Raw genomic sequence first — 20998 nt, 5'->3', positions numbered from 1 at the left:
TCGGGGTGGGACTGCCGGACCGGTCAGGGAAGGCCGTGCCCCGTATGCTGGGTGTATGACAAACTCCCTTTCAGCTCCTTCGGCGCGCCTTGGCTCCGGCCTGCGGATCGGCGTGCTGGCGCTCCAAGGTGACTTCCGCGAGCACCTTCGCGCCATCGAAGCAACCGGAGCCGAGGGCATTGGGATCCGCCGCTCCAAGGAACTGGACGGCCTGGACGGGCTGGTCATTCCCGGCGGCGAGTCGACCGCGATTGACAAACTCGCCCGCGCGTTCGACTTGATGGAACCCCTCCGGGAGCGGATCGCCGGCGGCCTGCCTGTCTATGGTTCCTGCGCCGGCATGATTTTGCTCGCTGAGGACATTGCCGACCCCGCCACTGACCTTTCCGGAGCTCCGCAGCAGACCTTCGGCGGGCTGGACATTACCGTGCGGCGCAACGCCTTCGGCCGGCAGCGCGATTCCTTTGAAACGGACCTGGACTTTAAGGGACTGGATTTCAGCGCCACCGATTCCGGCGTTCCTCCTGTCCACGCCGTCTTCATCCGGGGGCCCTGGGTGGAACGCGCAGGCCCGGATGTGGAGATCTTGGCCCAGGTTGAACCGGCCGATCCGGAGCACGCGTCCCACGCGGTCCCGCTGCCGGGGACGGCTAGAATTGTTGCAGTGCGTTCCGGCCACCTGCTGGCCACCTCCTTCCACCCGGAAGTGACTGGGGAAAAACGCGTACACGAACTTTTTATCCGCATGATCAGAGGAGAAGCGTAAAGCATGTCAGGCCACTCCAAATGGGCGACGACCAAGCACAAGAAAGCCATCCTTGATAGCCGCCGTGCAAAGTCGTTCGCCAAACTGATCAAGAACATCGAAGTCGCTGCCCGCATGGGCGGCCCGGACCTCTCCGGCAACCCGGGCCTTGAACTCGCCGTGACCAAGGCCAAGAAAACGTCCGTTCCGGCTGACAATATCGACCGCGCCATCAAGCGCGGCGCCGGGCTCACCGGCGAAGTGGTTGACTACACCGAGATCATGTACGAATGCCGCGGCCCGCAGGGTTCGGCGCTGCTCATCGAGTGCCTGACGGACAATAAAAACCGCGCAGCTTCGGAAGTCCGCCTGGCCATTTCCCGCAATGGCGGCACCATCGCCGACCCCGGTTCGGTCAGCTACCTCTTCAGCCGCAAGGGCGTGGTGTCCCTGCCGAAGAAGGACCTCACGGAGGACGACGTCCTCATGGCTGTCCTCGACGCCGGTGCCGAGGAAGTCAAGGACAACGGCGACGCGTTCGAAATCCACTCGGATCCGAAGGACCTGCAGGCTGTCCGCGATGCCCTCCAGGATGCAGGAATCGAGTACGACACGGACGAGGCCGAATTCGTCCCGTCCATGGAAGTGCCCCTGGACCTGGAAGCCGCCAAGAAGTTCATGAAGCTCGTGGACGCCCTGGAGGACCTGGACGACGTCCAGAACGTTTACAGCAACGCCGACCTCAGCGACGAAGTCCAGGCCGCCCTGGAATCCGAGTGACGCCCGGCCTTGCCCGCTGAACCTTGGGTGCCTGCTGAATCCGGGCGCCCGTGACGCTGCGCGTACTGGGCGTTGACCCCGGACTGACCCGCTGCGGCATTGGCGTAGTGGACGTCGAACGGAACAGGCGCGCCACCATGGTGGCCGTTGGTGTGGTGGGAACCTCTCCGGAGGAGACGCTGGACCAGAGGCTCCTGGTGATCGCCTTGGCCATCGACGAGTGGCTGGACCGCTACGAGCCGCAGGTCCTCGCCGTCGAGCGCGTCTTTTCCCAGCTCAATGTCAGCACGGTGATGGGCGTTGCCCAGGCGTCCGGCGTGGTGATTGCCGCCGCGGCGCGCCGTGGGATCCCGGTAGCGCTGCACACGCCGTCGGAAGTCAAAGCTGCCGTCACCGGCAGCGGCAACTCCAACAAGGATGCCGTCACCAAGCTGGTCACCAAGATCCTCCGGCTCGATGCCCCGCCCCGCCCGGCCGACGCGGCGGACGCTTTGGCGCTGGCCATCACGCACGCCTGGCGGGCAGGCAGCGGCGCGGCCATTGCCACCACCGGGCCCGGCAGCTCTTCGCTGACGCCGGCTCAAAGAGCATGGGCCGAAGCCGAAGCCAAGGTGCGGCGCGCACGCTGATTGTCCTGGCTGCTTGCTAGGGTATTCGTAAATATGTTCGGATAGCCGGCCCAGCCCCTGGAGCACGGCAGTACACCAGGAGCCAGCCCTTGATCAGTTTCCTCCGCGGAACCGTAGCGCACGTGGGGCTGTCCACGGCCGTCATTGACCTCAACGGCGCGGGAATGAGCGTCAATGCCACCCCGCAGACCCTCAGCCGGCTCCGCACGGGGGAGGAGGGCCAGCTTTTTACGTCCCTGATCGTCCGGGAGGATTCGCTCACCCTCTTCGGCTTCGCGTCCGACGACGAGCGCGAAGTTTTCGATGTCCTGCTCAGTGTCAGCGGCGTGGGCCCGCGTCTGGCACTGGCGGTTCTTGCCGTCCATGATCCGGAGGCTATCCGGGTGGCGGCCCACACAGGGGACAGCAAGACTTTCACCAAGGTGCCGGGAATCGGTCCCAAGGTGGCCGGCCGGATTGTCCTGGAGCTCGCCGGAAAGCTGGTTCCGCATGGCACCGCCGGTACAGCCGACGCACCCACCGCTGCCGAGGCTGCCTGGAAGCCGCAGGTAGTCGCCGCCATGACAAGCCTCGGCTGGTCTGAGAAGGACGCTTCAGCAAGTATCGACAAGGCATTGGCCGATGATCCCGAGGTTTCTTTCCGCGGCAACGTACCGGAGATCCTGCGGACCACCCTTCGCTGGCTGGGCCAGGATGGGGCGCGTGCCGGCAACCGCGTAGGCAGCCGTGGCTGAACCGTCAGTGGTGGCCGCGGGGGAGGAGCCGGAGGAGCGGGCCATCGAGGCCGCGCTCCGGCCCAAGAATTTGCACGACTTCGTAGGCCAGCACCGCGTCCGCAAGCAGCTCTCCCTGGTGCTGCAGGCCTCCCGTATGAGGGGCAGAAGTGCCGATCACGTGCTCTTTTCCGGCCCGCCCGGTCTTGGCAAAACGACGCTGGCCATGATTGTTGCGTCTGAGATGAACGCCCCGTTGCGGATCAGCAGTGGCCCCGCCATCCAGCACGCGGGAGACCTGGCGGCCATCCTTTCCTCCCTGTCGGAGGGCGAAGTCCTGTTCCTGGACGAAATCCACCGCATGTCCAGGCCGGCAGAAGAAATGCTCTACATGGCCATGGAGGACTTCCGCGTGGACATCGTGGTGGGCAAGGGAGCCGGCGCCACGGCCATTCCGCTCGAACTTCCGCCGTTCACCCTGGTGGGGGCGACTACCCGTGCAGGCCTCCTGCCCGGGCCGCTCCGTGACCGCTTCGGCTTCACCGGGCACCTGGAGTTCTACTCCGTCGGCGAGCTTGAGCTTGTCCTGCGGCGCTCCGCCGGATTGTTGGATCTCAAGGTCAACTCCGCGGGATTCAGCGAAATTGCCGGACGTTCACGCGGCACGCCCCGTATTGCCAACCGGCTGCTGCGGCGGGTTCGCGACTGGGCGTTGGTTCACGGTATCGAACAGATTGACGCGCGGGCGGCCTCTGCTGCGCTGGACATGTATGAAGTGGACAAAAAGGGACTGGACAGGCTGGACCGCTCGGTTTTGGAGGCGCTGATCACCAAGTTTGGCGGCGGCCCGGTGGGGCTTTCCACCCTTGCGATCGCCGTCGGGGAAGAAACCGAAACGGTGGAAACCGTTGCCGAACCGTTCCTGGTCCGGGAGGGGCTCCTGGGCCGCACTCCGCGGGGCCGGATCGCCATGGCCCCCGCGTGGACCCACCTTGGCTACGCCGTTCCCTCCGGCGTCTTCGGGCAGGAGCCGCTGGACCTGTTCGAAACCCCCGTTGAGGACGCCGGCGGTACGGAAGACTGGGCTCCGCAAAGCCAATAACAGGCTCCCTTCAGTTTTTCCCTTTAGACTGGTATGACGCTCGGCACGTTCGGGTCTTTGTTTCTGCAGCCACCAGAATGCGGCTGCTCTGGCGGTGAAGGAAATCCGTCAGGTTTTCTGTCCGGCAATCCGGCCAGCGGACGGAACTCATCGGACGTCATCAGAAACCGGCCAGGCACGTAAAAGAACGGACTTCTCCCTTGGATCTAATGTCAATACTCCTCTTCGTCATGCTTGGCGTGTTCATCTTCATGATGTTCCGCCGCAACAAGAAGACGCAGCAGCAGCAGGCTGAACTCCAATCGCAGTTCGCCCCCGGTGTTGAGGTCATGACGAGCTTCGGCCTCTTCGGCCGTATCGTGGACATGGATGACGTAGAGAACAAGGTCACCCTGGAGCTCTCTCCGGGCAACCTCGCCACTGTGCACCGCCAGGCCGTCACCAAGATTGTGGAGCCCGTCGCGGTTCCTGAAGAGGATGCCCCGGCCGTACCGGACGATGCCTCCGCGCTGACCGTCCAGGACACCGGAAGCGCTCCGGCATCGGTGGAGACACCCGACGAGACCCTGAAGCGCCTCAACGATGAGGGCAAGAAGGACAACTAGTCCCGCTGGTTCTGTACAACACCTCTACGGCTGCGGAAAGCCGCCGGTGCAGGCAAAAGCATGCACCGGCGGTTCTTCCGTGAATAAGAGAAAGATCAAAAATGGCACGAACTGGTTCTAGGAAACCAGGCCTCAGGGTCCTGGTCTGGCTCGGCGTAATCCTCGCCGTGCTGACTGCTGTCCTTGCGGGCGGCACCATGGCCGGCCAAGCGAGCTGGGCGCCCAAGCTGGCGCTTGACCTCGAAGGCGGCACCCAGATGATCCTGGCGCCGAAGGTAGAGGGCGGTTCGGATATCAATGAAGAACAGCTCAACCAGGCTGTCGCGATCATCCGCCAGCGCGTGGACGGTTCCGGCGTCGCTGAAGCAGAAATCAGCACGCAGTCGGGGCGCAACGTGGTGGTCAGCCTTCCCGGCACCCCCTCCACCCAGACGCGCGACCTGATCCAGGCCTCCGCCGACATGAACTTCCGCCCCGTACTCCTCAACGGAGCGGGCGCACCCGTTCCGGAGGAGTCGCGGGCCCCTGAGGACCAGCTGCCCAAGCCGACGGCGGAACCTACCAACGGCAGCGACACGAACTGGATCACGCCGGAAATCTACCGGCAGTTCGAGGCGCTTGACTGTGACAACCCGTCCCAGGATGAGCAGGAGCGTTCGGATCCGGCCAAGCCGCTGGTGACCTGTGAGCCTGCTTCCGGAACGAACCCTGCCGTCAAGTACATCCTCGGTCCGGTGGAGGTCAAGGGCAGCAACATCGTCACGTCCTCCTTCCAGCTCCAGCAGGGTGCTCAGGGCGCCGTGACGAACGAGTGGGCCGTCAACATCCAGTTCGACGACGAAGGCACAGCAAAGTTCAAAGAGGTCACTGAACGCCTGAACCAGTTTTACGTGGCTGCCGGCGGTGACACGGGCAACGACCCCAAGGCCCAGTTCGCCATTGTGCTGGATGACCAGGTCATCTCTGCTCCCCGTTCGCTAGCTGTTATCACGGACGGCCGGCCGCAGATCACCGGCGGTTTCACGGAACAGAGCGCCAAGGCACTCTCGGACCAGCTCAGGTTCGGTGCACTGCCCATCAGTTTCGAGATCCAGAGTGAACAGCAGATCTCTGCCACCCTGGGTGGCGAACAGCTCCGCATGGGTCTCCTCGCCGGTGTGATCGGCCTGCTGCTGGTGGTGGTGTACTCCCTCTTCCAGTACCGCGCCCTTGGGTTCGTGACTATCGCCTCGCTGGTGGTGGCCGGCGTCCTGACCTATCTCGCGATCGCCATCCTGGGCTGGACCGAAAACTACCGATTGTCCCTGGCCGGCGTGGCCGGCATCATCGTCGCCATCGGCCAGACGGCAGACTCCTTCATCGTCTACTTCGAGCGCATCCGTGATGAGCTCCGTGAGGGACGTGGCTTGGTGTCCGCCGTCGAAAACGGCTGGAAGCGGGCCAAGCGTACTGTCCTGGCCTCCAAGGCCGTCAACCTCCTTGCGGCCTTGGTTCTGTACTTCGTGGCTGTGGGCAACGTCCGTGGCTTCGCCTTCACGCTGGGCCTCACCGCCATTGCCGACCTCATTGTGGTGTTTATGTTCACCCACCCCACCCTGCAGTTGCTGGCGCGCACCAAGTTCTTCGGCGAGGGTCACCGGTTGTCCGGCCTTGATCCCAAGCGCCTGGGCGCCGTGCCGCTCTACCGCGGTGCAGGGCGTATCCGTACCCCGGAAGACAACCCTGCCGCCGTGGTCCGTGCCAAGAATGCCGGTGCCGCAGCTGAGGCAGAACGCCGGATGACCATTGCCGAACGCCGGATGGCGCAGAAGCAGGAGCAGCTCGCAGGCTCCTCGAAGTCTGCAGCGAAGGAGAACAAGTAATGCCCAGCTTCGCGAATTTCGGCAATGAGCTCTACACGGGCAAGCGCTCCTACAACTTCGTGGGCGCGAAGAAGATCTGGTTCATGATCGCGGCGGTTGCCGTTGCCCTGTCCATTCTTATTCCGGTGGCCAAGGGCGGGTTCAACCTTGGTATCGAGTTCCGCGGCGGGTCGGAGTTCACTGTCTCGAACGTGAAAACCACTGAGGCCGCCGTGGGTGAAAAGGCCGTCACCGACGTGGTGGAGGGCAGCGTTCCGCGCGTAGCCAACGTGGCTGGAACCACCATGCGGATCCAAACCGACAAACTCACCGATGACGAAACCCTTCGGATCAAGGAGGGCCTGACCTCGGCTTATGGCGTCACGGACAACGAGGTGACGTCAACGTTCGTTGGTCCTACATGGGGCGCTGATGTGACAAAGCAAGCCCTGATCGGTTTGGTGGTCTTTGTCCTCCTGGCCGCGGTGCTGATGGCCCTGTACTTCCGCACCTGGAAAATGTCGCTCTCGGCTATCGCCGGCATGGCGGTCACGATGTTCGTCACCGCCGGGGTTTACGCCCTCAGTGATTTCGAAGTCACTCCGTCTGCCATCATCGGGTTCCTGACTGTCCTAAGCTACTCGCTGTATGACACGGTGGTGGTCTTCGACAAGATCCGCGAGAACACCGCGGAACTTGACGCATCCACTCGGCGTACTTTTGCTGAGGAAGTCAACCTGGCAGTGAACCAGACTCTGGTCCGCTCGATCAATACCATGATGGTTGCAATCCTCCCCGTGGGCGCCATCCTGTTTATCGGTGCGGGCTTGCTGGGCGCGGGAACCTTGCGCGACCTATCGCTTGCGCTGTTCGTCGGCATCCTTATTGGGACCGCAGCCACGATTTTCGTCGCCGCTCCCATGTATGCCTGGCTGCGGCAGAACGAGCCCGATCTGGTCAGGCAGGCCAAGCGCGTGGAGCAGCGCCGGACCGAGTCTGCATCCAGGTCCGGATCAGCAGCGGCGGAGCCGGCACAAGCCTAAGCCACTTGTGCCGGGCCGGGGAGCGTCAGAACCTTGACGCTGCCCGGCCCGTCCTGTTTAAACGGCCGGTTTAAGAAGTCCCCCGGCTGGGGAATAGACTGAGGTAATTAAACGGTGGTGAGGGGTGCTTCATTGGAAGAACGTTCGGCGTCGGTGCCAACGGCACAGGGAGATAAAAGTCCTGCCGGTCTGCAGACCGGCGGGGCCGCTTCCGAGCGTCCAAGTTCGTTGGTCCCCGTGGACAACTCCGGTTCACGCCCCACCTTTCCCGGCCGACGTGAACGCACCCGCTCCAGGCTCGCGCGCCTGACAGGACGAGGCACTGCAAATTATTCGCCCATCCTCGAGCCGCTGCTGAGGACGGTCAGGGCCAATAATCCCAAAGAGGATTTTGACCTGATCCAGCGGGCTTTCGACGTAGCGGAACAAAGCCATCGGGGGCAAAAGCGCAAGAGCGGCGATCCATACATCACCCACCCGGTGGCAGTGGCCACCATCCTCGCGGAACTTGGACTCAGCGGGACCACCCTTGCGGCGGCCCTTCTGCACGACACCGTGGAGGACACCCCCTACACACTTGCGGACCTGAAGCGTGACTTCGGTCCTGAAGTGGCCATGCTTGTTGACGGCGTGACCAAACTGGACAAGGTCAGCTTCGGCGAAGCAGCCCAGTCCGAGACAGTGCGCAAAATGGTCGTGGCCATGGCCAAGGACATCCGCGTGCTGATGATCAAACTTGCGGACCGTCTTCACAACGCCCGCACATGGCGTTTCGTTTCTGCAGAATCTTCGGCCCGCAAGGCCCGCGAGACGCTCGAAATTTTTGCTCCTTTGGCACACCGCCTGGGTATGAACACCATCAAGTGGGAACTTGAGGATCTCTCCTTCGCGGCCCTCTATCCCAAGGTGTACGAAGAGATTGTCCGCATGGTGGGGGACCGGACTCCCGAGCGGGAGAAGAGCCTGAGCGTCATCCGTGACCAGATCACGGAGGATCTCCGCACCGCCAGGATCAAGGCAACCATCACGGGCCGGCCCAAGCACTACTACTCGATCTACCAGAAGATGATTGTCCGCGACAAAGACTTCGATGACATCAACGACCTTATGGGTGTCAGGGTCCTGGTGGACTCCGTCCGGGACTGTTACGCGGCCCTGGGGACCATGCATTCGCGCTGGAACCCGCTGCCGGGCAGGTTCAAGGACTACATCGCGATGCCGAAGTTCAATATGTACCAGTCGCTGCACACCACGGTGATCGGCCCGGGCGGTAAGCCGGTGGAGATCCAGATCCGTACCCACGAGATGCACCGCCGCGCCGAGTACGGCGTGGCTGCGCACTGGAAGTACAAGGACCAGCCCAACCGGACCGCAGTTGGCCCGGGCAGCCCCCGCGACGGTGACATGGGCTGGCTGCGGTCCCTGGTGGACTGGCAGCAGGAAACGTCCGATCCCGGCGAGTTCCTCGATTCGCTGCGGTTCGAGATCAATGCCCGTGAGGTGTTCGTTTTCACCCCCAAGGGTGAGGTCATGGCCCTGCCGGCCGGGTCCACCCCTGTGGACTTCGCGTATGCCGTGCACACCGAGGTGGGACACCGGACCATCGGTGCCCGGGTCAACGGGAAGCTCGTGCCGCTTAACAGCGAACTGAACCACGGCGACTGGGTGGAAATCTTCACCTCCAAGGCCGAAGGCGCCGGGCCCAGCCAGGACTGGCAGCACTTCGTCAAGAGCGCCAGGGCGCGCAACAAGATCCGGCAGTGGTTCAGCAAGGAACGCCGTGAAGAGGCGATTGACCGCGGCAAGGAACTCCTGACCCGGGCCATGCGGAAGCAGAACCTTCCGCTGCAGCGCCTGATGACCCACGAGGCTCTCGCCGCAGTGGCGGAAGACTTCAAGTACGTTGATATTTCCGGCCTCTATGCCGGGGTAGGCGACGGCCACACCTCCGCGCAGTCGGTCATGGAGAAGCTCGTCGAAAGCCTCGGCGGCAATGAAAGCACCGATGACGACATCACCGAAGTCAGCGTCCCCACCCAGGTCACCAAGGCACGGTTCTCCGATTCCGGCGTTGTGGTCCGGGGCGTCGGCGACGTCTGGGTAAAGCTCGCCCGCTGCTGCACCCCGGTGCCGCCGGATCCCATCCTCGGTTTTGTGACCAGGGGCTCGGGCGTGTCAGTGCACCGCACCGACTGCACCAACATCTCGGACCTGAAGGACCAGCCCGACAGAATCGTCGACGTCGACTGGGCCCCGACGCAGTCCAGCGTGTTCCTGGTGGAAATCCAGGTGGAGGCGCTGGACCGCAAATCGCTGCTCTCGGACGTCACGCGCGTGCTGTCCGAAAACCACGTGAACATCCTGGCGGCCAGCGTCCATACATCCACTGACAGGGTGGCCATTTCAAAGTTCGCCTTTGAGATGGGGGACCCTAAGTACCTGCACCACGTCCTCAGTGCTGTCCGCCGCATCGACGGGGTTTTCGACGTCTACCGCACCACCGGGAACAAACGCCGGAGCTAGCCGGGCCAGCTTCTCCAGCGCCGCCTTCTTATGGGGAACACGGGGGCTGGCCTCGATGGCAAGGACCAGCAAACGCAGGCGCACATCGTTCTGCGGGCGGGCGAGCAGCGCCTCCAGGGTGGGGATGGCGCGTTCGGCCTCAACGTGCAGGGCGACGTCGAGGGCAGTGCGCAGGGGGCTGGACACCATCAGGCCGCCAAGGCTGACGACATCGAAAGGGCCAAGCTTCACCTCGTGCAGGGTGCAGCCCCTGGTGTTCCGTAAGCTCGAGACCCGCCGTTTCGCGTCGACCAGGAGGGCCAGCCGGTCCGGTTCACCCGCGCAGCCATAGATCCACGCTGCCGTCATCCGGCCCGCTACTACACGCTGGCGGACAGCCGCGGGTACTGCCCCCGCTGCTGCCCGTGCGCGCAGCTGCGGGGAGGCCGTGGCTCCCGGGACCGTATAGCCGTGCTGGTGGAAACGTTCCAGCAAGCCGTCCGAGGCCAGGGACTGCAGCTCCGGCGAGGCAAAGAGCATCCCAGGGGCATACAGCTCAGGAAAACGGGGTGCTGCTTCTCCAACCTGCATATGGTCCTTGCCGGGGGTGGCGGAGGGAGGAGGTGGGGGAATCGCCATTCACCCATCCTGCCGCCAACGCCGTTAACAGGCACAGGCCCGGCTCTGGATATGTGGATAACCGGAGCCGGGCCTGCAGTGCACGGCGGCCTGGGCGAGCCAGGCGATAGGCCTAGGACAGTTCGCTGGCCGAGCGCTGAATCTGGTCAAGCCATGCCTGGCGTGCTTCCAGGGCTTCCTGGGCAGCCTTGATTTTGCGCTGGTCGCCGGTTTTTTCAGCCTTGGCGAGGTCGTCCTGCAGCCCCGCGATAGCGGATTCCAGCTGGGAGAGAGCGCTGTTGGTACGAGCCTTCCGCTCTGGGTTGGAACGCTGCCACTGTTCTTCTTCAGCGTGGCGCACTGCATCCTCAACCTTGCGCAGACCAGCCTCGATGCGCCCCATGTCCGCGCGGGGGACCTTGCCTGCTTCTTCCCAGCGGTCACGAATGGACTGCAGCGCCTTCTTGGCAGCTGCCAGATCCTTCACCGGGAGGATCTGGTTGGCCTCGGTCAGGAGGGCCTCCTTGACCTCGAGGTTTGCCGAGTACTCCTGGTCGATCTCGTCATTGGCGGCCTGGCGGTTTGTGAAGAAAACGTCCTGGGCGGCGCGGAACCGTGCCCAGAGGGCGTCGTCGTCCTTGCGGCTGGCCCGCGGGGAGGCCTTCCACTGGTCCATCAGGCGGCGGTACTCGCCGGCGGCGAAACCCCAGTCGGTCGAGGCGGACAATGCTTCCGCCTCCGCGATCAGCTTCTCCTTGGCGGACTTGGCAGCGGAGTTGTTGCTGTCCAGCTGGGAGAAGTAGGCACGGCGGTGGCGGTCGAACACGGTGCGTGCTGCACGGAACCGCTTCCACAGGGCGTCCTCATTGCTGCGGCCCAGGCGGACCCCGCTCTTCTGGGCAGCCTTCCAGCTCTCGAAGAGTTCGTTCATCCTGGAGCTGGAGGTCTTCCACTGCGTCTGGGCCGGATCCTGGCCGGAAATCTCCTCGGCTTCGGCGACAATTGCTTCGCGTGCGGCGAGCTCAGAGGCGCGGACGGCGTCATGCTCCGCCTTCTCCGCCTTTTCCAGCTCGGCAATCTGGGTGGAGAGCTTCTCGAGGCGCGCCTCGGCTGAGCGGAGGTCACCCACCATGTTCCGTTCGGCCAGTTGCTCGCGGAGGTGCGTGACGGTCTTCTGCATGTCGGTGCTCGGAGCCTTGGAGCTGACGCGCTGCTCGAGCAGCACAATCTGGGCTACGACGTCGTCATACTTCCGGGCGAAGTAGGCCAGGGCTTCGTCGTCGCTGACGTCCGGGTACTGGCCCACCGGGTGCTCGCCGCCGTCGATGTTCAGGAAAACGTGTCCGTCGCCCTCAACGCGTCCCCATTTCGAGGCTTCCGCCAGGGAGGTGGCGGGGACCGTGGCTACCGGTGCTGCGGCAGGCGCGGCGGCGGGCTTGGGGCGGGAGGCAAAGGCAGCCGGGGAGGGCGCCGGGCGGGGAGCTGGTGCCGGGGCACTGCTCTCGGGGGCCTGGCTTTCCGCGGGAGCTTCCGCTGCCGGAGTGGTGGCTGCTTCAGATGCTTCACCGCCGGCGGCGGGTGCCGCCGTGCCGGTCAGGTCTGTTGCTGTTTCGTCGGATTTCTGACTGTCTGTCACCGCTAAAAGTCTTTCGCTTGGAGGAGAATACTCAGGTCCTGCGCCGCAGCTCCGTGGCCCGGCTTCCTACTTCAGAGAAAACGAGTCTATCGTGACTGGTTCCACAGGTGCGCCGTCCGTGTCGCTGCTGCCCGGCGTAATTCCCGCAGCAGCTATATCCGACACCGCATCAAGGCCGGATGTCACCCTTCCCACCACCGTGTAGCCGCCGGCAGTGTCGGCCGGGATGACCGTGTCCTTGTAGACGATGAAGAATTGTTTCCCATTGCCAAAAGCGTTGTTGCCTGTACGGGCGACGGCGACAGTTCCGGCCGGATAAGTATTGTCGGCGGGGGTGTTCTCCAGGGGTCCCCAGGTGTAGGCAGGATCGCCCTGGCCCTCGGGGCCTGAAGCACCGCACTGCAGCAGCCCGAAGGTCTCACCGGTGGTGAGCCGGTGGCAGGTTTTTCCGGTGTAGTAGCCCTCGTCGCTGAGGGACTTGAAAACCGCGGCGGCCTGCGGGGCGTTTGTCCCGTCAAGCTCCACAGCGAGGGTTGTCCCGTTGAGGACCAGGTTGCCGGTGAAGGTCTTGCCCGCAGCGGTCCCGGCAGCCGGGATATTCGGACCGTTGGTCGCCTGGGCAGAAGGGCTTGCTGAAGCTGACTCCGCTGGGCTGGTCAGCCCAGCCTCGGCGGCGGCGAACTCCTCCTCAGTCGGATTCCCCGCAAAGGCGGTGAGCTGGAGTACGACGGCGAGCACCACGGCGGCGGTACCGGCACCGGCGGCGATGAGGTTGTCGCGCCTGCGCCGCTTCTCCTGGTCCCGCCGCAGCTCGCGCTTGGCTTCCATCTGCTGGATGCGACGCTTTGCTTCGCGGGCGCTGCGTGAACTGGCCGCCAAGGCTCCTCCTTTTTGTCGGGCTGCTGCACGGCGTGGCCTGGGGCCCCGGGCACAGTTGTCTGACGGCCAAGCCCTGCCCCTCCGCTGCATTAGAGATGCTGGCGGATGACGCATAAACTGACTGCCGCACATAGTTTATGCATGACTGGCTGGACTGCCGCCGTTCCTGGCCCGTTTCGGGATGGCGGGCAAGTCCCAGGCACAACACCTACGAGGAGAAAATCCACCATGGCACGCACCGCCTCCCTGTCCGGATTCCCCGAGTGGCTTCCCGAGGAGCGGCTGGTGGAGCTTCATGTGCTGGACACGCTGCGCCGGGTATTCGAGCTGCACGGTTTCGGTTCCATCGAGACCCGGGCTGTGGAAACAGTCGGGCAGTTGCTGCGCAAGGGTGAGATCGACAAGGAAGTTTACGGCCTCAGCCGGCTACAGGAGGACGAGAGCGAGAACCCTGTCAAGGGAGGGAAGGCCGATCCGCACGCGCTTGCCCTGCACTTTGATCTGACCGTCCCGTTCGCCCGTTATGTGGTGGAGAACGCCGGTTACCTGGCCTTCCCGTTCCGCCGCTACCAGATCCAGAAGGTGTGGCGCGGTGAGCGTCCCCAGGAGGGCCGCGCACGTGAGTTCACCCAAGCGGACATCGACGTAGTGGGGGACGGCGACCTGCCTTTTCGGTACGACGTCGAAATCGCGCTGGTGATTGCCGAGGCCCTGAGCGCGCTTCCCATCCCGGACTTCCGCCTGCGGATCAATAACCGCAAGCTCGCGGAGGGCTTTTACCGTGGCATCGGTTTGGAAGACACCGCCGGCGTGCTGCGGAGCATCGACAAACTCGAAAAGATCGGCCCGGACAAGGTGGCCGACCTGCTGAAGGCGGAACTGGGGGCCACCCACGAACAGGCGCAGAAGGCCCTGCAGTTGGCTGCCATCCGCACCGAGGACACATCTTTTGTGGCAAAGGTTCAGGCGCTGGGCGTCAGCAACGAGCTGCTGGATGAGGGCCTGAACGAACTGGAACAGGTGATCGAGGCCGCCGTCCAGCGTGCCCCCGGCAAGGTGGTGGCTGACCTCAGCATTGCCCGCGGCCTGGACTACTACACCGGCACCGTGGTGGAAACCGTTTTGGTGGGCCACGAGCAGCTGGGCTCCATCTGCTCCGGCGGCCGCTACGACGCACTGGCCTCAAAGGGCAACCGGAAGTTCCCGGGGGTCGGCCTCTCCATTGGCGTCACACGGCTGGTGTCCCGCATCCTCAGCCAGGATCTGGCAAAGGCTTCGCGCTCTGTTCCCACCGCCGTGCTGGTTGCCCTCACCTCCGACGACAGTTGGAGTGCGGCACAGGATGTGGCCGCCCAGCTCCGCCACCGCGGAATTGCCACCGAAGTAGCGGCAAAGGCCGAGAAGTTCGGCAAGCAGATCAAGTTCGCTGACCGCCGAGGCATCCCCTTTGTCTGGTTCACGGACGACGACGGCACCCATCAGGTCAAGGACATCCGCACCGGCGAACAGGTTGTCGCGTTTCCGGAAACCTGGACCCCGCCCTTGGAGGACCTCGCAGTTCAGGTGGCCTCAACAGTGCAGGTGGCATCCGCGGTTTAGGGACCGACGTTCTACGCCATCACCGATTGCTTGAAGCGGGCGCGTTAGAGTGCCGCGGTGCGCTCTCGGTGCTGACGACGACGCCGCGGCGCAGCGTCCCCTGCGGTTGCTAAGGGGCCGGTCAAGCGGGTCTCAGTCATTTGGGTGCCGGGCAGCAGGGGAGCTGTCGACCGGTATCGGTGGCCCGTGGGTGTGCGGAGTTCCACTGTGTGTCGAGGTCCCTGCATGGGTGTGGCTGCCCATCCGGGTGCTTCTTTGGTGTGGTTGCAGGCTTCGCAGAGGCCTTGGCCGTTGGTGCTGGTGGTGGGGCCGTCTTTGTGCCAGGGGACGATGTGGTCATGGTGGCGGATGGGCGCGTGGCAGTAGGGAGTGCGGCAGGTTTCGTCCCGTACTTGGATGAACCTGCGGAGCCCCGGTGGGAAGAGCCGTGCCTTAGAGTCCATCGCGACCAGTTCCCCATCAGTCGGGGCGGTGTAGAGCCTACGAAGCCACACCTTGAACTCGGCACTCTCCGGGGTTGCTGCTGAAGGCGCCGCGGCGCCCGTGTTCCCAGAACCAGTTGCTCTCATGCCCGCTTTTTCAGCAACTGTTTCCCTGCCCGCAGGCTGTGGGCCAAGCGCTCCCATGAGCGCTTCTCTGGCCCAGCTGCCGGGGACGACGCCATAGCCGGTGAGTCTGGCTGGTTCACTGTCGCCCTGGAAGAGGGTGCGGTCGGTCATCACAAGCTGGATCTCGACGCCGTTGATCCCGCCCGGGGTGCCGGTGACGCGTTCGACGAGGGCGTCGGCCATGATGGCGCCCTTAGGACGTTCATCGCCAGAAGACTTAAGGGCGTCGGCGTGACGGGTGAGGGCTGCGTAGGCGGCGACGCCTTGCGCGACCGGAACCAGCGCTGTCAGGTAAGCCATGGTGTCGGGCGCAGGGCGCAGGCTGACGGTTCGCTCTGAGACGGCATGGGAAGCCCGTCTGGCGATCGACTGAGGGTCCCGCCGGTACGCTGCGGCACGGACGGCGCCGGTGATGGCCCGGTCCCCGGCTCCGGCGAGCGATCCGGTGTCGGCGGCGAGCTCTTCGTCCACTGCGGCCCGGTCCTCGGCAGACAGGCAGGCTGTTTCTTTCACCATCAGGGTGGCGCGCCACTCGTTCAGCTGCCCGGACTTGAGCGCTGCGAGGGTGTGGGGCATCTCGGTGAGCAGGGCTTTCCCCAAGCCCAGCAGCCGGCCGCCGCTGGATGGAGACTCGCGCGGGGCCAGGGCGATTTCCGCTCCCACCCCGGTGCCGAGGTCATCTGCCGGGACACCCGCTGCGGCCTGTTCCTGTCTCCTCGCAAGGTCAAAGGCCACCGCGATCTTGGCCTGCACCGCGGCTGCTGCCGCTTTCAAATCCTCAAGTTCACGGAGCTGGTCAATCATCCCGGGGCCATCAGGCGCGGGACGGATGGTCGCCACGGTGCGTGCGGCATCAGCAACCCGGGGCCCAGGAAGACTTCCCTTTGCCTGAGTCGCTTCCTGACCCCGGGTTCCCGACGACGCTGTTGCTTCCATGGACAAAGTCTTCCAGCCGGGCGCGGCAAAAACAGATGCCCGAGGAGCTATGTGGATAACTTTCGCCGCAGCCGCAGCACCAGCCAGCGTCCCGCCACACCGGCAGTCAGGACCGCCGTCATGGTGAGCACCGAGGCCGGTGGAAGGGTGAAGGCCAGCAGAAGGCAGGCCACGAAGCCGACTGCGTTGAGCCACTTGGGTGCGTACCCCGGATGCGAACCCAGCGTGTAGGCGGAGGCGTTGGCCACGGCGTAATACATGAGCACGCCGAAACTTGAAAAGCCCACCACGGTCATGACGTCAGTGGTCAGCAGGAGCAGGATAACGACGGCGGCCACGGCTACTTCTGCAACATATGGAACGGTGTGCTTTCCGCCCACCCGGGCCAGCGGCCGGGGAAGGTCATGCTCCCGTGCCATCGCCAGAGTGGTGCGGCCCACGCCCGTGATGAGGGCAAGGAGTGCGCCCAGGCACGCAGCTGCCGCCCCTGCCTGCACTACCGGCGCGCCGGCCGCCAGCCGTGACTGCAGCACAGCTTCCAGTAACGGGGTCTGCGCGGCCGCCAGCTGTCCGCCAGGAAGGTGGTTGAGCAGCAGCAACGCCAGCGCAAGGTAGATGGCGAAGGCGGCAGCCAGCGCGGCAAGGATGGCCCGTGGGATGGAGCGGGAAGGGTTCTTAACTTCCTCTCCCAGCGTGGCGATGCGGGCGTAGCCGGCGAAGGCGAAAAACAGCAGGCCGGCAGCAGGCAGCACGCCAGCCGGGCCGCCTGGGGAGGCTTCGGCCAGTCCTGCCGCGGCCGGGTGCGGCCCAACGATCGCCGCGACGGCGACAAACACCAGCGTCGCCAGCACCACGCACAGCAGGATCCTGGTCAGCAGGGCCGTACGGGTGATGCCCAGCAGGTTGACGACGGTCAATGCCACCACCGCCGCGATGGCCACCGGCACCGCGTAGTCACCGGCCGCATAGGTGCCAAACGTCAGCGCCATCGCCGCACACGAAGCGGTTTTCCCGGTGACAAAACCCCAGCCGGCCAGGAAGCCAGGCCACTCTCCGAGCTGCTCCCGGCCATAAACGTAGGTTCCGCCGCTGGTGGGATACTTCGCGGCCAGTGCAGCCGACGCCACGGCGTTGCAGTACGCCACGGCCCCGGCAATGACCACCGAAAGTACCAGCAGATTTCCGGCCAGCGCGGCGGCCGGCGCGAAGACTACGAACACGCCGGCGCCCAGCATGGAGCCGAGCCCGATAGTGGTGGCATCGAAGGTGCCAAGCCTTCGTTGCAGTTGCTGGTGTGCGCTCATGCGGTGACAGTCCCTTTGCAGCGGGTAAACTCGAACGGAATCGTTCCCGAACGATCCTATTTAACTTCTTGTTTATCTTCCCGCTGTTACCCCGCAGAAAGGCGTGCTGTGCTGCGCACACATGACCTCGGATCCCTTCGTTCCGAGCACATTGGACAAACCGTAACCCTCGCTGGCTGGGTGGGCCGCCGTCGTGATCACGGTGGTGTGGCCTTCGTTGACCTGCGCGATGCGTCCGGCGTGGCACAGGTTGTGGTCCGCGAGGAAGAAGTCTTCCACGGGCTGCGCAACGAGTATGTCCTGCAGATCACCGGCACCGTCTCCAAGCGGCCGGAGGGCAATGAAAACCCTGCCCTGGCCACCGGCGAGATCGAGGTCATGGCGGACAAGGTAGTCATCCTCAACACTTCTGAGGCCCTTCCATTCCAGATCGACGAGCACGTTGAAGTGGGCGAGGAAGCACGACTGAAGCACCGCTATCTTGATCTGCGCCGGCCCGGCCCCGCCCGCAACCTTCGGCTTCGCTCCGAGGCAAACCGCGTGGCCCGCGAGCTGCTGCACCAGGACGGCTTCGTGGAGGTCGAAACCCCCACGCTGACCCGTTCGACGCCGGAAGGCGCCCGTGACTTTGTTGTCCCCGCCCGCCTGGCCCCGGGTTCCTGGTATGCGCTGCCGCAGTCCCCGCAGCTTTTCAAGCAGCTTCTGCAGGTGGGCGGCTTCGAGAAGTACTACCAGATCGCGCGCTGCTACCGCGACGAGGACTTCCGTGCCGACCGCCAGCCGGAGTTCACCCAGCTGGACATCGAAGCCAGCTTCGTGGACCAGGACGACATCATTGGGCTCGGCGAAAACATCGTCAAGGCACTGTGGAAGCTGATCGACGTCGAAATCCCGACGCCCATCCAGCGCATCACCTACGCAGACGCCATGGCCCGGTACGGCTCTGACAAGCCGGACCTCCGCTTCGGTGTGGAGCTGACCGAACTCACCGAGTTCTTCAAGGACACCAACTTCGGCGTCTTCAAAGCACCGTACGTCGGCGCCGTGGTCATGCCGGGCGGCGCCTCCCAGCCCCGCCGCACCCTGGACGGCTGGCAGGAATTCGCGAAGCAGCGCGGCCACAAGGGCCTGGCCTATGTCCTGTTCAAGGAAGACGGCGAGCTCGCCGGTCCGGTTGCCAAGAACCTGACTGACACGGAGCGCGCGGGCCTGGCGGATGCCGTGGGCGCCAAGCCGGGTGACTGTATCTTCTTCGCGGCAGGCGAGAAGTCCGCGGCCCGCGCCCTCCTGGGTGCTGCCCGCGTCGAAATCGGCCACCGTACCGGCCTGATCGACCCCAACGCCTGGGCCTTCTGCTGGGTAGTGGACGCGCCGATGTTCGAACCGGCCGCCGCGGCGGTGGCCTCCGGCGATGTGGCCGTCGGCGCTGGAAAGTGGACGGCCGTGCACCACGCTTTCACCTCGCCCAAGCCCGAGTTCCTGGACACGTTCGACCAGGACCCGGAATCGGCCCTCTCCTACGCGTACGACATCGTCTGCAACGGCAACGAAATCGGCGGCGGTTCCATCCGTATCCACGAGCGCGATGTCCAGGAACGGGTCTTCGAACTGATGGGCCTCGACCGGGAAGACGCCCAGACCAAGTTCGGCTTCCTGCTCGAAGGCTTCAAGTACGGCGCCCCTCCGCACGGCGGCATTGCCTTCGGCTGGGACCGCGTGGTGGCGCTGCTGGCAGGTGTTGAGTCCATCCGCGACGTCATTGCCTTCCCGAAAACCGGCAACGGTTACGATCCCCTGACCGCGGCCCCGGCCCCCATTACGCCGCAGCAGCGCAAGGAAGCCGGCGTGGACTTCAAACCGGCAGCCAAGCCCGCAGAAGGCAAATAGAGCGTCACCCGTTTGACCTGAAGGCTCTCCTGGCAGGGAGGGCCTTCAGGTGTATCCGCAGACAGGAGATTCCGTGGTGCACAGTCTCCCGGATCAGCAAACCCGCGCCTTCGAGACGCTGGTGGATTACGAGCCGCTAATGGATGCCGCCTGGCCGTCTGCGGATCGCCACGACACGGGGGAGTGGGTTCTTCGTGCTGCCGACGGGGTCACGCAGCGGGCCAACTCGGTGTGGCCGCGGGACGCCGCGGCGGTACCACTGGAGGCGCTGCGCGACGCGGTTCAGTGGTACCGGCAGCGGCGGCTGCCCCTGATCTTCCAGATAACGGACACGCCTGCCAACTCCAGCCTGAACGCTTTCCTGGACGAACAGGGCTTTACCCGCCAGTCGGAGACGCTCATCATGGCCCGGCCGGCCGGGACGGAACCTGTGCACCCATTGGCTGCCACGGTTGAAATCCTGGACCAGCCGAACAAGGAATGGCTGGACCTTTGGTGGAGCGTGGACTGCCGGGGCGGCCAGGCAGAGCGGGGAACGGCCCGGGCCATTTTGGCTGGCTGCCCGTCGCTGTATGCCCTGGTGAGGGACGACGACGGCGTCCCCGCCGCCGTCGGGCGCCTCGCCCTCGTGGACGGAACCGGCGGGATCTACTGCATGGCCACGTCCCCGTCCCACCGCCGGCGCGGGTACGCTTCGCTGGTACTGCAGGCTCTCCTGTCCGAGGGGACCGCCCGCAGCCTGGACAGCTTCTGGCTGCTGGTAACCGCAGCGAACCACGCCGCTTTGCAGCTGTATGGCCACGCCGGGTTTACGGAGTCGGGCCGGTACCTCTACCGGCAACAGCGGCCCCGGCGGGCGCTGACCGGCTGCTGACGTCAACCCTCAGCGGCGATGTCCACGTCATCAGGGATGAAAATCGACTCAATGGGCTGACCAAAGAGTCGTGCGATGCGGAAGGCCAGCGGCAGGGCAGGATCGTAACGGCCCGTCTCCAGGGCGTTGACGGTCTGACGCGACACGCCCAGCCGATCGGCAAGGTTCCCCTGCGTCCATCCCTGCGATTCCCGGAGCGCCTTGAGATGGTTGTTCATCGGCGTGCCACCACGGCGCTGGTAATAATCCAGCCCAGCATGCCTGCGCCGTAAATGATCCAGCCAATCCCCACGAAGCCCATGCCGGCAATTTCCAGGAAGGCCACGGTTACAGAGGCAACCATGGCTACGGCAAAACCGCCGCCAAGGGACTGCAGCAGCAGGAGCCGCTGGTAATCGTCAATGCGGCGCGCATGGCGGAGGACGGCCCGCACGATCCACAAGCTGGGTATCACCGGGAGAACGGCCCAGACGAAGCGCCATGGGCTGCTTCCATCCAGGCCTCCCCAGAGAAGTACTGCTGTAAGCACCACGGCGTAGGCGCCGATGCCGGGCCAGAAATCGAGGTTGTAGGCACGGGAAACTGCGCGGTCTCCGGCGCTGCGGTCATTCCTGTCAAGTTTGCTTGTCATGTCCCAAGTGTGCGCCCTCCGGGATTGGGTGTCAAGGACGCTTGTCTTCCCTGGGCTCAAACAATT

At 64.6% G+C, this 20998-nt stretch carries 19 protein-coding genes; 12 read left to right on the top strand and 7 right to left on the bottom strand.

Annotation, left to right across the window (positions count from 1 at the left end; translation table 11 throughout):
- The first annotated feature begins 55 nt into the window (after nt 1–55).
- The 9 genes from pdxT (at nt 56) to M1E07_RS11530 (ending at nt 9981) form a co-directional block, all read left to right on the top strand.
- Nucleotides 56–766, top strand: coding sequence for a pyridoxal 5'-phosphate synthase glutaminase subunit PdxT (gene pdxT / locus M1E07_RS11570; protein WP_461186858.1), 711 nt, complete (start codon nt 56–58; stop codon nt 764–766).
- Between the two features lie 3 nt (nt 767–769).
- The gene (locus M1E07_RS11565; RefSeq protein WP_461186857.1) at nt 770–1525 is read left to right on the top strand and encodes a YebC/PmpR family DNA-binding transcriptional regulator; all 756 of its coding nucleotides are present in this window, start codon (nt 770–772) and stop codon (nt 1523–1525) included.
- A gap of 50 nt (nt 1526–1575) precedes the next feature.
- Nucleotides 1576–2154 (top strand): crossover junction endodeoxyribonuclease RuvC, encoded by a 579-nt coding sequence (ruvC, locus tag M1E07_RS11560; protein WP_461186856.1) that lies wholly within the window; start codon nt 1576–1578, stop codon nt 2152–2154.
- 89 nt (nt 2155–2243) lie between these two features.
- Nucleotides 2244–2888 carry a Holliday junction branch migration protein RuvA gene (ruvA, locus tag M1E07_RS11555; protein ID WP_461186855.1) on the top strand — a complete coding sequence of 215 codons (645 nt, stop codon included), beginning with the start codon at nt 2244–2246 and terminating at the stop codon, nt 2886–2888.
- Nucleotides 2881–3969, top strand: coding sequence for a Holliday junction branch migration DNA helicase RuvB (gene ruvB, locus M1E07_RS11550; protein ID WP_461186854.1), 1089 nt, complete (start codon nt 2881–2883; stop codon nt 3967–3969). Before ruvA ends, ruvB begins: the two co-directional genes overlap by 8 nt.
- Before the next feature lie 209 nt (nt 3970–4178).
- Nucleotides 4179–4574 carry a preprotein translocase subunit YajC gene (gene yajC / locus M1E07_RS11545; protein ID WP_461186853.1) on the top strand — a complete coding sequence of 132 codons (396 nt, stop codon included), beginning with the start codon at nt 4179–4181 and terminating at the stop codon, nt 4572–4574.
- Between the two features lie 101 nt (nt 4575–4675).
- Entirely contained in the window at nt 4676–6436 is a 1761-nt protein-coding gene (gene secD / locus M1E07_RS11540) for a protein translocase subunit SecD (protein WP_461186852.1), read from the top strand.
- Nucleotides 6436–7458, top strand: a complete 1023-nt coding sequence (gene secF, locus M1E07_RS11535; RefSeq protein ID WP_461186851.1) for a protein translocase subunit SecF — start codon at nt 6436–6438, stop codon at nt 7456–7458. The genes secD and secF overlap by 1 nt, the downstream gene beginning before the upstream one ends.
- A 132-nt stretch (nt 7459–7590) precedes the next feature.
- The gene (locus M1E07_RS11530; RefSeq protein ID WP_461186850.1) at nt 7591–9981 is read left to right on the top strand and encodes a RelA/SpoT family protein; all 2391 of its coding nucleotides are present in this window, start codon (nt 7591–7593) and stop codon (nt 9979–9981) included.
- Here the strand turns inward: M1E07_RS11530 and M1E07_RS11525 are convergent.
- The 3 genes from M1E07_RS11525 to M1E07_RS11515 all read right to left on the bottom strand — a co-directional run bounded on the left by M1E07_RS11525 (nt 9862) and on the right by M1E07_RS11515 (nt 13093).
- Nucleotides 9862–10599, bottom strand: a complete 738-nt coding sequence (locus M1E07_RS11525) for a hypothetical protein (protein ID WP_461190318.1) — start codon at nt 10597–10599, stop codon at nt 9862–9864. The genes M1E07_RS11530 and M1E07_RS11525 overlap by 120 nt on opposite strands.
- A gap of 112 nt (nt 10600–10711) precedes the next feature.
- Nucleotides 10712–12214: a DUF349 domain-containing protein gene (locus M1E07_RS11520; RefSeq protein WP_461190317.1), complete on the bottom strand. Its 1503-nt coding sequence runs from the start codon at nt 12212–12214 to the stop codon at nt 10712–10714.
- Between the two features lie 66 nt (nt 12215–12280).
- Nucleotides 12281–13093 carry a peptidylprolyl isomerase gene (locus M1E07_RS11515; protein ID WP_461190316.1) on the bottom strand — a complete coding sequence of 271 codons (813 nt, stop codon included), beginning with the start codon at nt 13091–13093 and terminating at the stop codon, nt 12281–12283.
- 228 nt (nt 13094–13321) lie between these two features.
- On the opposite strand from M1E07_RS11515, the gene hisS reads away from it, so the two are divergent.
- Nucleotides 13322–14692, top strand: coding sequence for a histidine--tRNA ligase (hisS, locus tag M1E07_RS11510; protein ID WP_461190315.1), 1371 nt, complete (start codon nt 13322–13324; stop codon nt 14690–14692).
- Nucleotides 14693–14736: 44 nt separating this feature from the next.
- On the opposite strand, the gene M1E07_RS11505 is transcribed toward hisS, so the two are convergent.
- Both M1E07_RS11505 and M1E07_RS11500 read right to left on the bottom strand, forming a co-directional pair.
- Nucleotides 14737–16236 carry an HNH endonuclease gene (locus M1E07_RS11505; protein WP_461190314.1) on the bottom strand — a complete coding sequence of 500 codons (1500 nt, stop codon included), beginning with the start codon at nt 16234–16236 and terminating at the stop codon, nt 14737–14739.
- Nucleotides 16237–16283: 47 nt separating this feature from the next.
- On the bottom strand, nt 16284–17540 hold the full coding sequence (locus M1E07_RS11500; protein WP_461190313.1) for an APC family permease: 1257 nt from the start codon (nt 17538–17540) through the stop codon (nt 16284–16286).
- Nucleotides 17541–17648: 108 nt separating this feature from the next.
- On the opposite strand from M1E07_RS11500, the gene aspS reads away from it, so the two are divergent.
- Nucleotides 17649–19427, top strand: a complete 1779-nt coding sequence (gene aspS, locus M1E07_RS11495; protein WP_461190312.1) for an aspartate--tRNA ligase — start codon at nt 17649–17651, stop codon at nt 19425–19427.
- A 139-nt stretch (nt 19428–19566) separates the two neighbouring features.
- Nucleotides 19567–20301: a GNAT family N-acetyltransferase gene (locus tag M1E07_RS11490; RefSeq protein ID WP_461190383.1), complete on the top strand. Its 735-nt coding sequence runs from the start codon at nt 19567–19569 to the stop codon at nt 20299–20301.
- Between the two features lie 2 nt (nt 20302–20303).
- On the opposite strand, the gene M1E07_RS11485 is transcribed toward M1E07_RS11490, so the two are convergent.
- Both M1E07_RS11485 and M1E07_RS11480 read right to left on the bottom strand, forming a co-directional pair.
- Nucleotides 20304–20519, bottom strand: coding sequence for a helix-turn-helix transcriptional regulator (locus M1E07_RS11485; protein ID WP_461190311.1), 216 nt, complete (start codon nt 20517–20519; stop codon nt 20304–20306).
- Nucleotides 20516–20932 carry a hypothetical protein gene (locus M1E07_RS11480; RefSeq protein WP_461190310.1) on the bottom strand — a complete coding sequence of 139 codons (417 nt, stop codon included), beginning with the start codon at nt 20930–20932 and terminating at the stop codon, nt 20516–20518. The genes M1E07_RS11485 and M1E07_RS11480 overlap by 4 nt, the downstream gene beginning before the upstream one ends.
- Nucleotides 20933–20998: the final 66 nt, after the last annotated feature.

The organism is Arthrobacter sp. Z4-13 (genome assembly GCF_054792705.1).
The sequence above is the reverse complement of the archived record's forward strand: the minus strand, read 5'-3'. Positions and strand labels throughout refer to the sequence as shown.

Bases quoted from the DNA above. Each gene is read 5' to 3' on its own strand.
- M1E07_RS11480 (WP_461190310.1), bottom strand. From the start codon at position 20,932: ATGACAAGCAAACTTGACAGGAATGACCGCAGCGCCGGAGACCGCGCA.
- secD (WP_461186852.1), top strand. From the start codon at position 4,676: ATGGCACGAACTGGTTCTAGGAAACCAGGCCTCAGGGTCCTGGTCTGG.
- M1E07_RS11485 (WP_461190311.1), bottom strand. From the start codon at position 20,519: ATGAACAACCATCTCAAGGCGCTCCGGGAATCGCAGGGATGGACGCAG.
- M1E07_RS11565 (WP_461186857.1), top strand. From the start codon at position 770: ATGTCAGGCCACTCCAAATGGGCGACGACCAAGCACAAGAAAGCCATC.
- M1E07_RS11525 (WP_461190318.1), bottom strand. From the start codon at position 10,599: ATGGCGATTCCCCCACCTCCTCCCTCCGCCACCCCCGGCAAGGACCAT.
- secF (WP_461186851.1), top strand. From the start codon at position 6,436: ATGCCCAGCTTCGCGAATTTCGGCAATGAGCTCTACACGGGCAAGCGC.
- M1E07_RS11505 (WP_461190314.1), bottom strand. From the start codon at position 16,236: ATGGAAGCAACAGCGTCGTCGGGAACCCGGGGTCAGGAAGCGACTCAG.
- M1E07_RS11490 (WP_461190383.1), top strand. From the start codon at position 19,567: ATGGATGCCGCCTGGCCGTCTGCGGATCGCCACGACACGGGGGAGTGG.
- hisS (WP_461190315.1), top strand. From the start codon at position 13,322: ATGGCACGCACCGCCTCCCTGTCCGGATTCCCCGAGTGGCTTCCCGAG.
- M1E07_RS11500 (WP_461190313.1), bottom strand. From the start codon at position 17,540: ATGAGCGCACACCAGCAACTGCAACGAAGGCTTGGCACCTTCGATGCC.
- yajC (WP_461186853.1), top strand. From the start codon at position 4,179: ATGTCAATACTCCTCTTCGTCATGCTTGGCGTGTTCATCTTCATGATG.
- pdxT (WP_461186858.1), top strand. From the start codon at position 56: ATGACAAACTCCCTTTCAGCTCCTTCGGCGCGCCTTGGCTCCGGCCTG.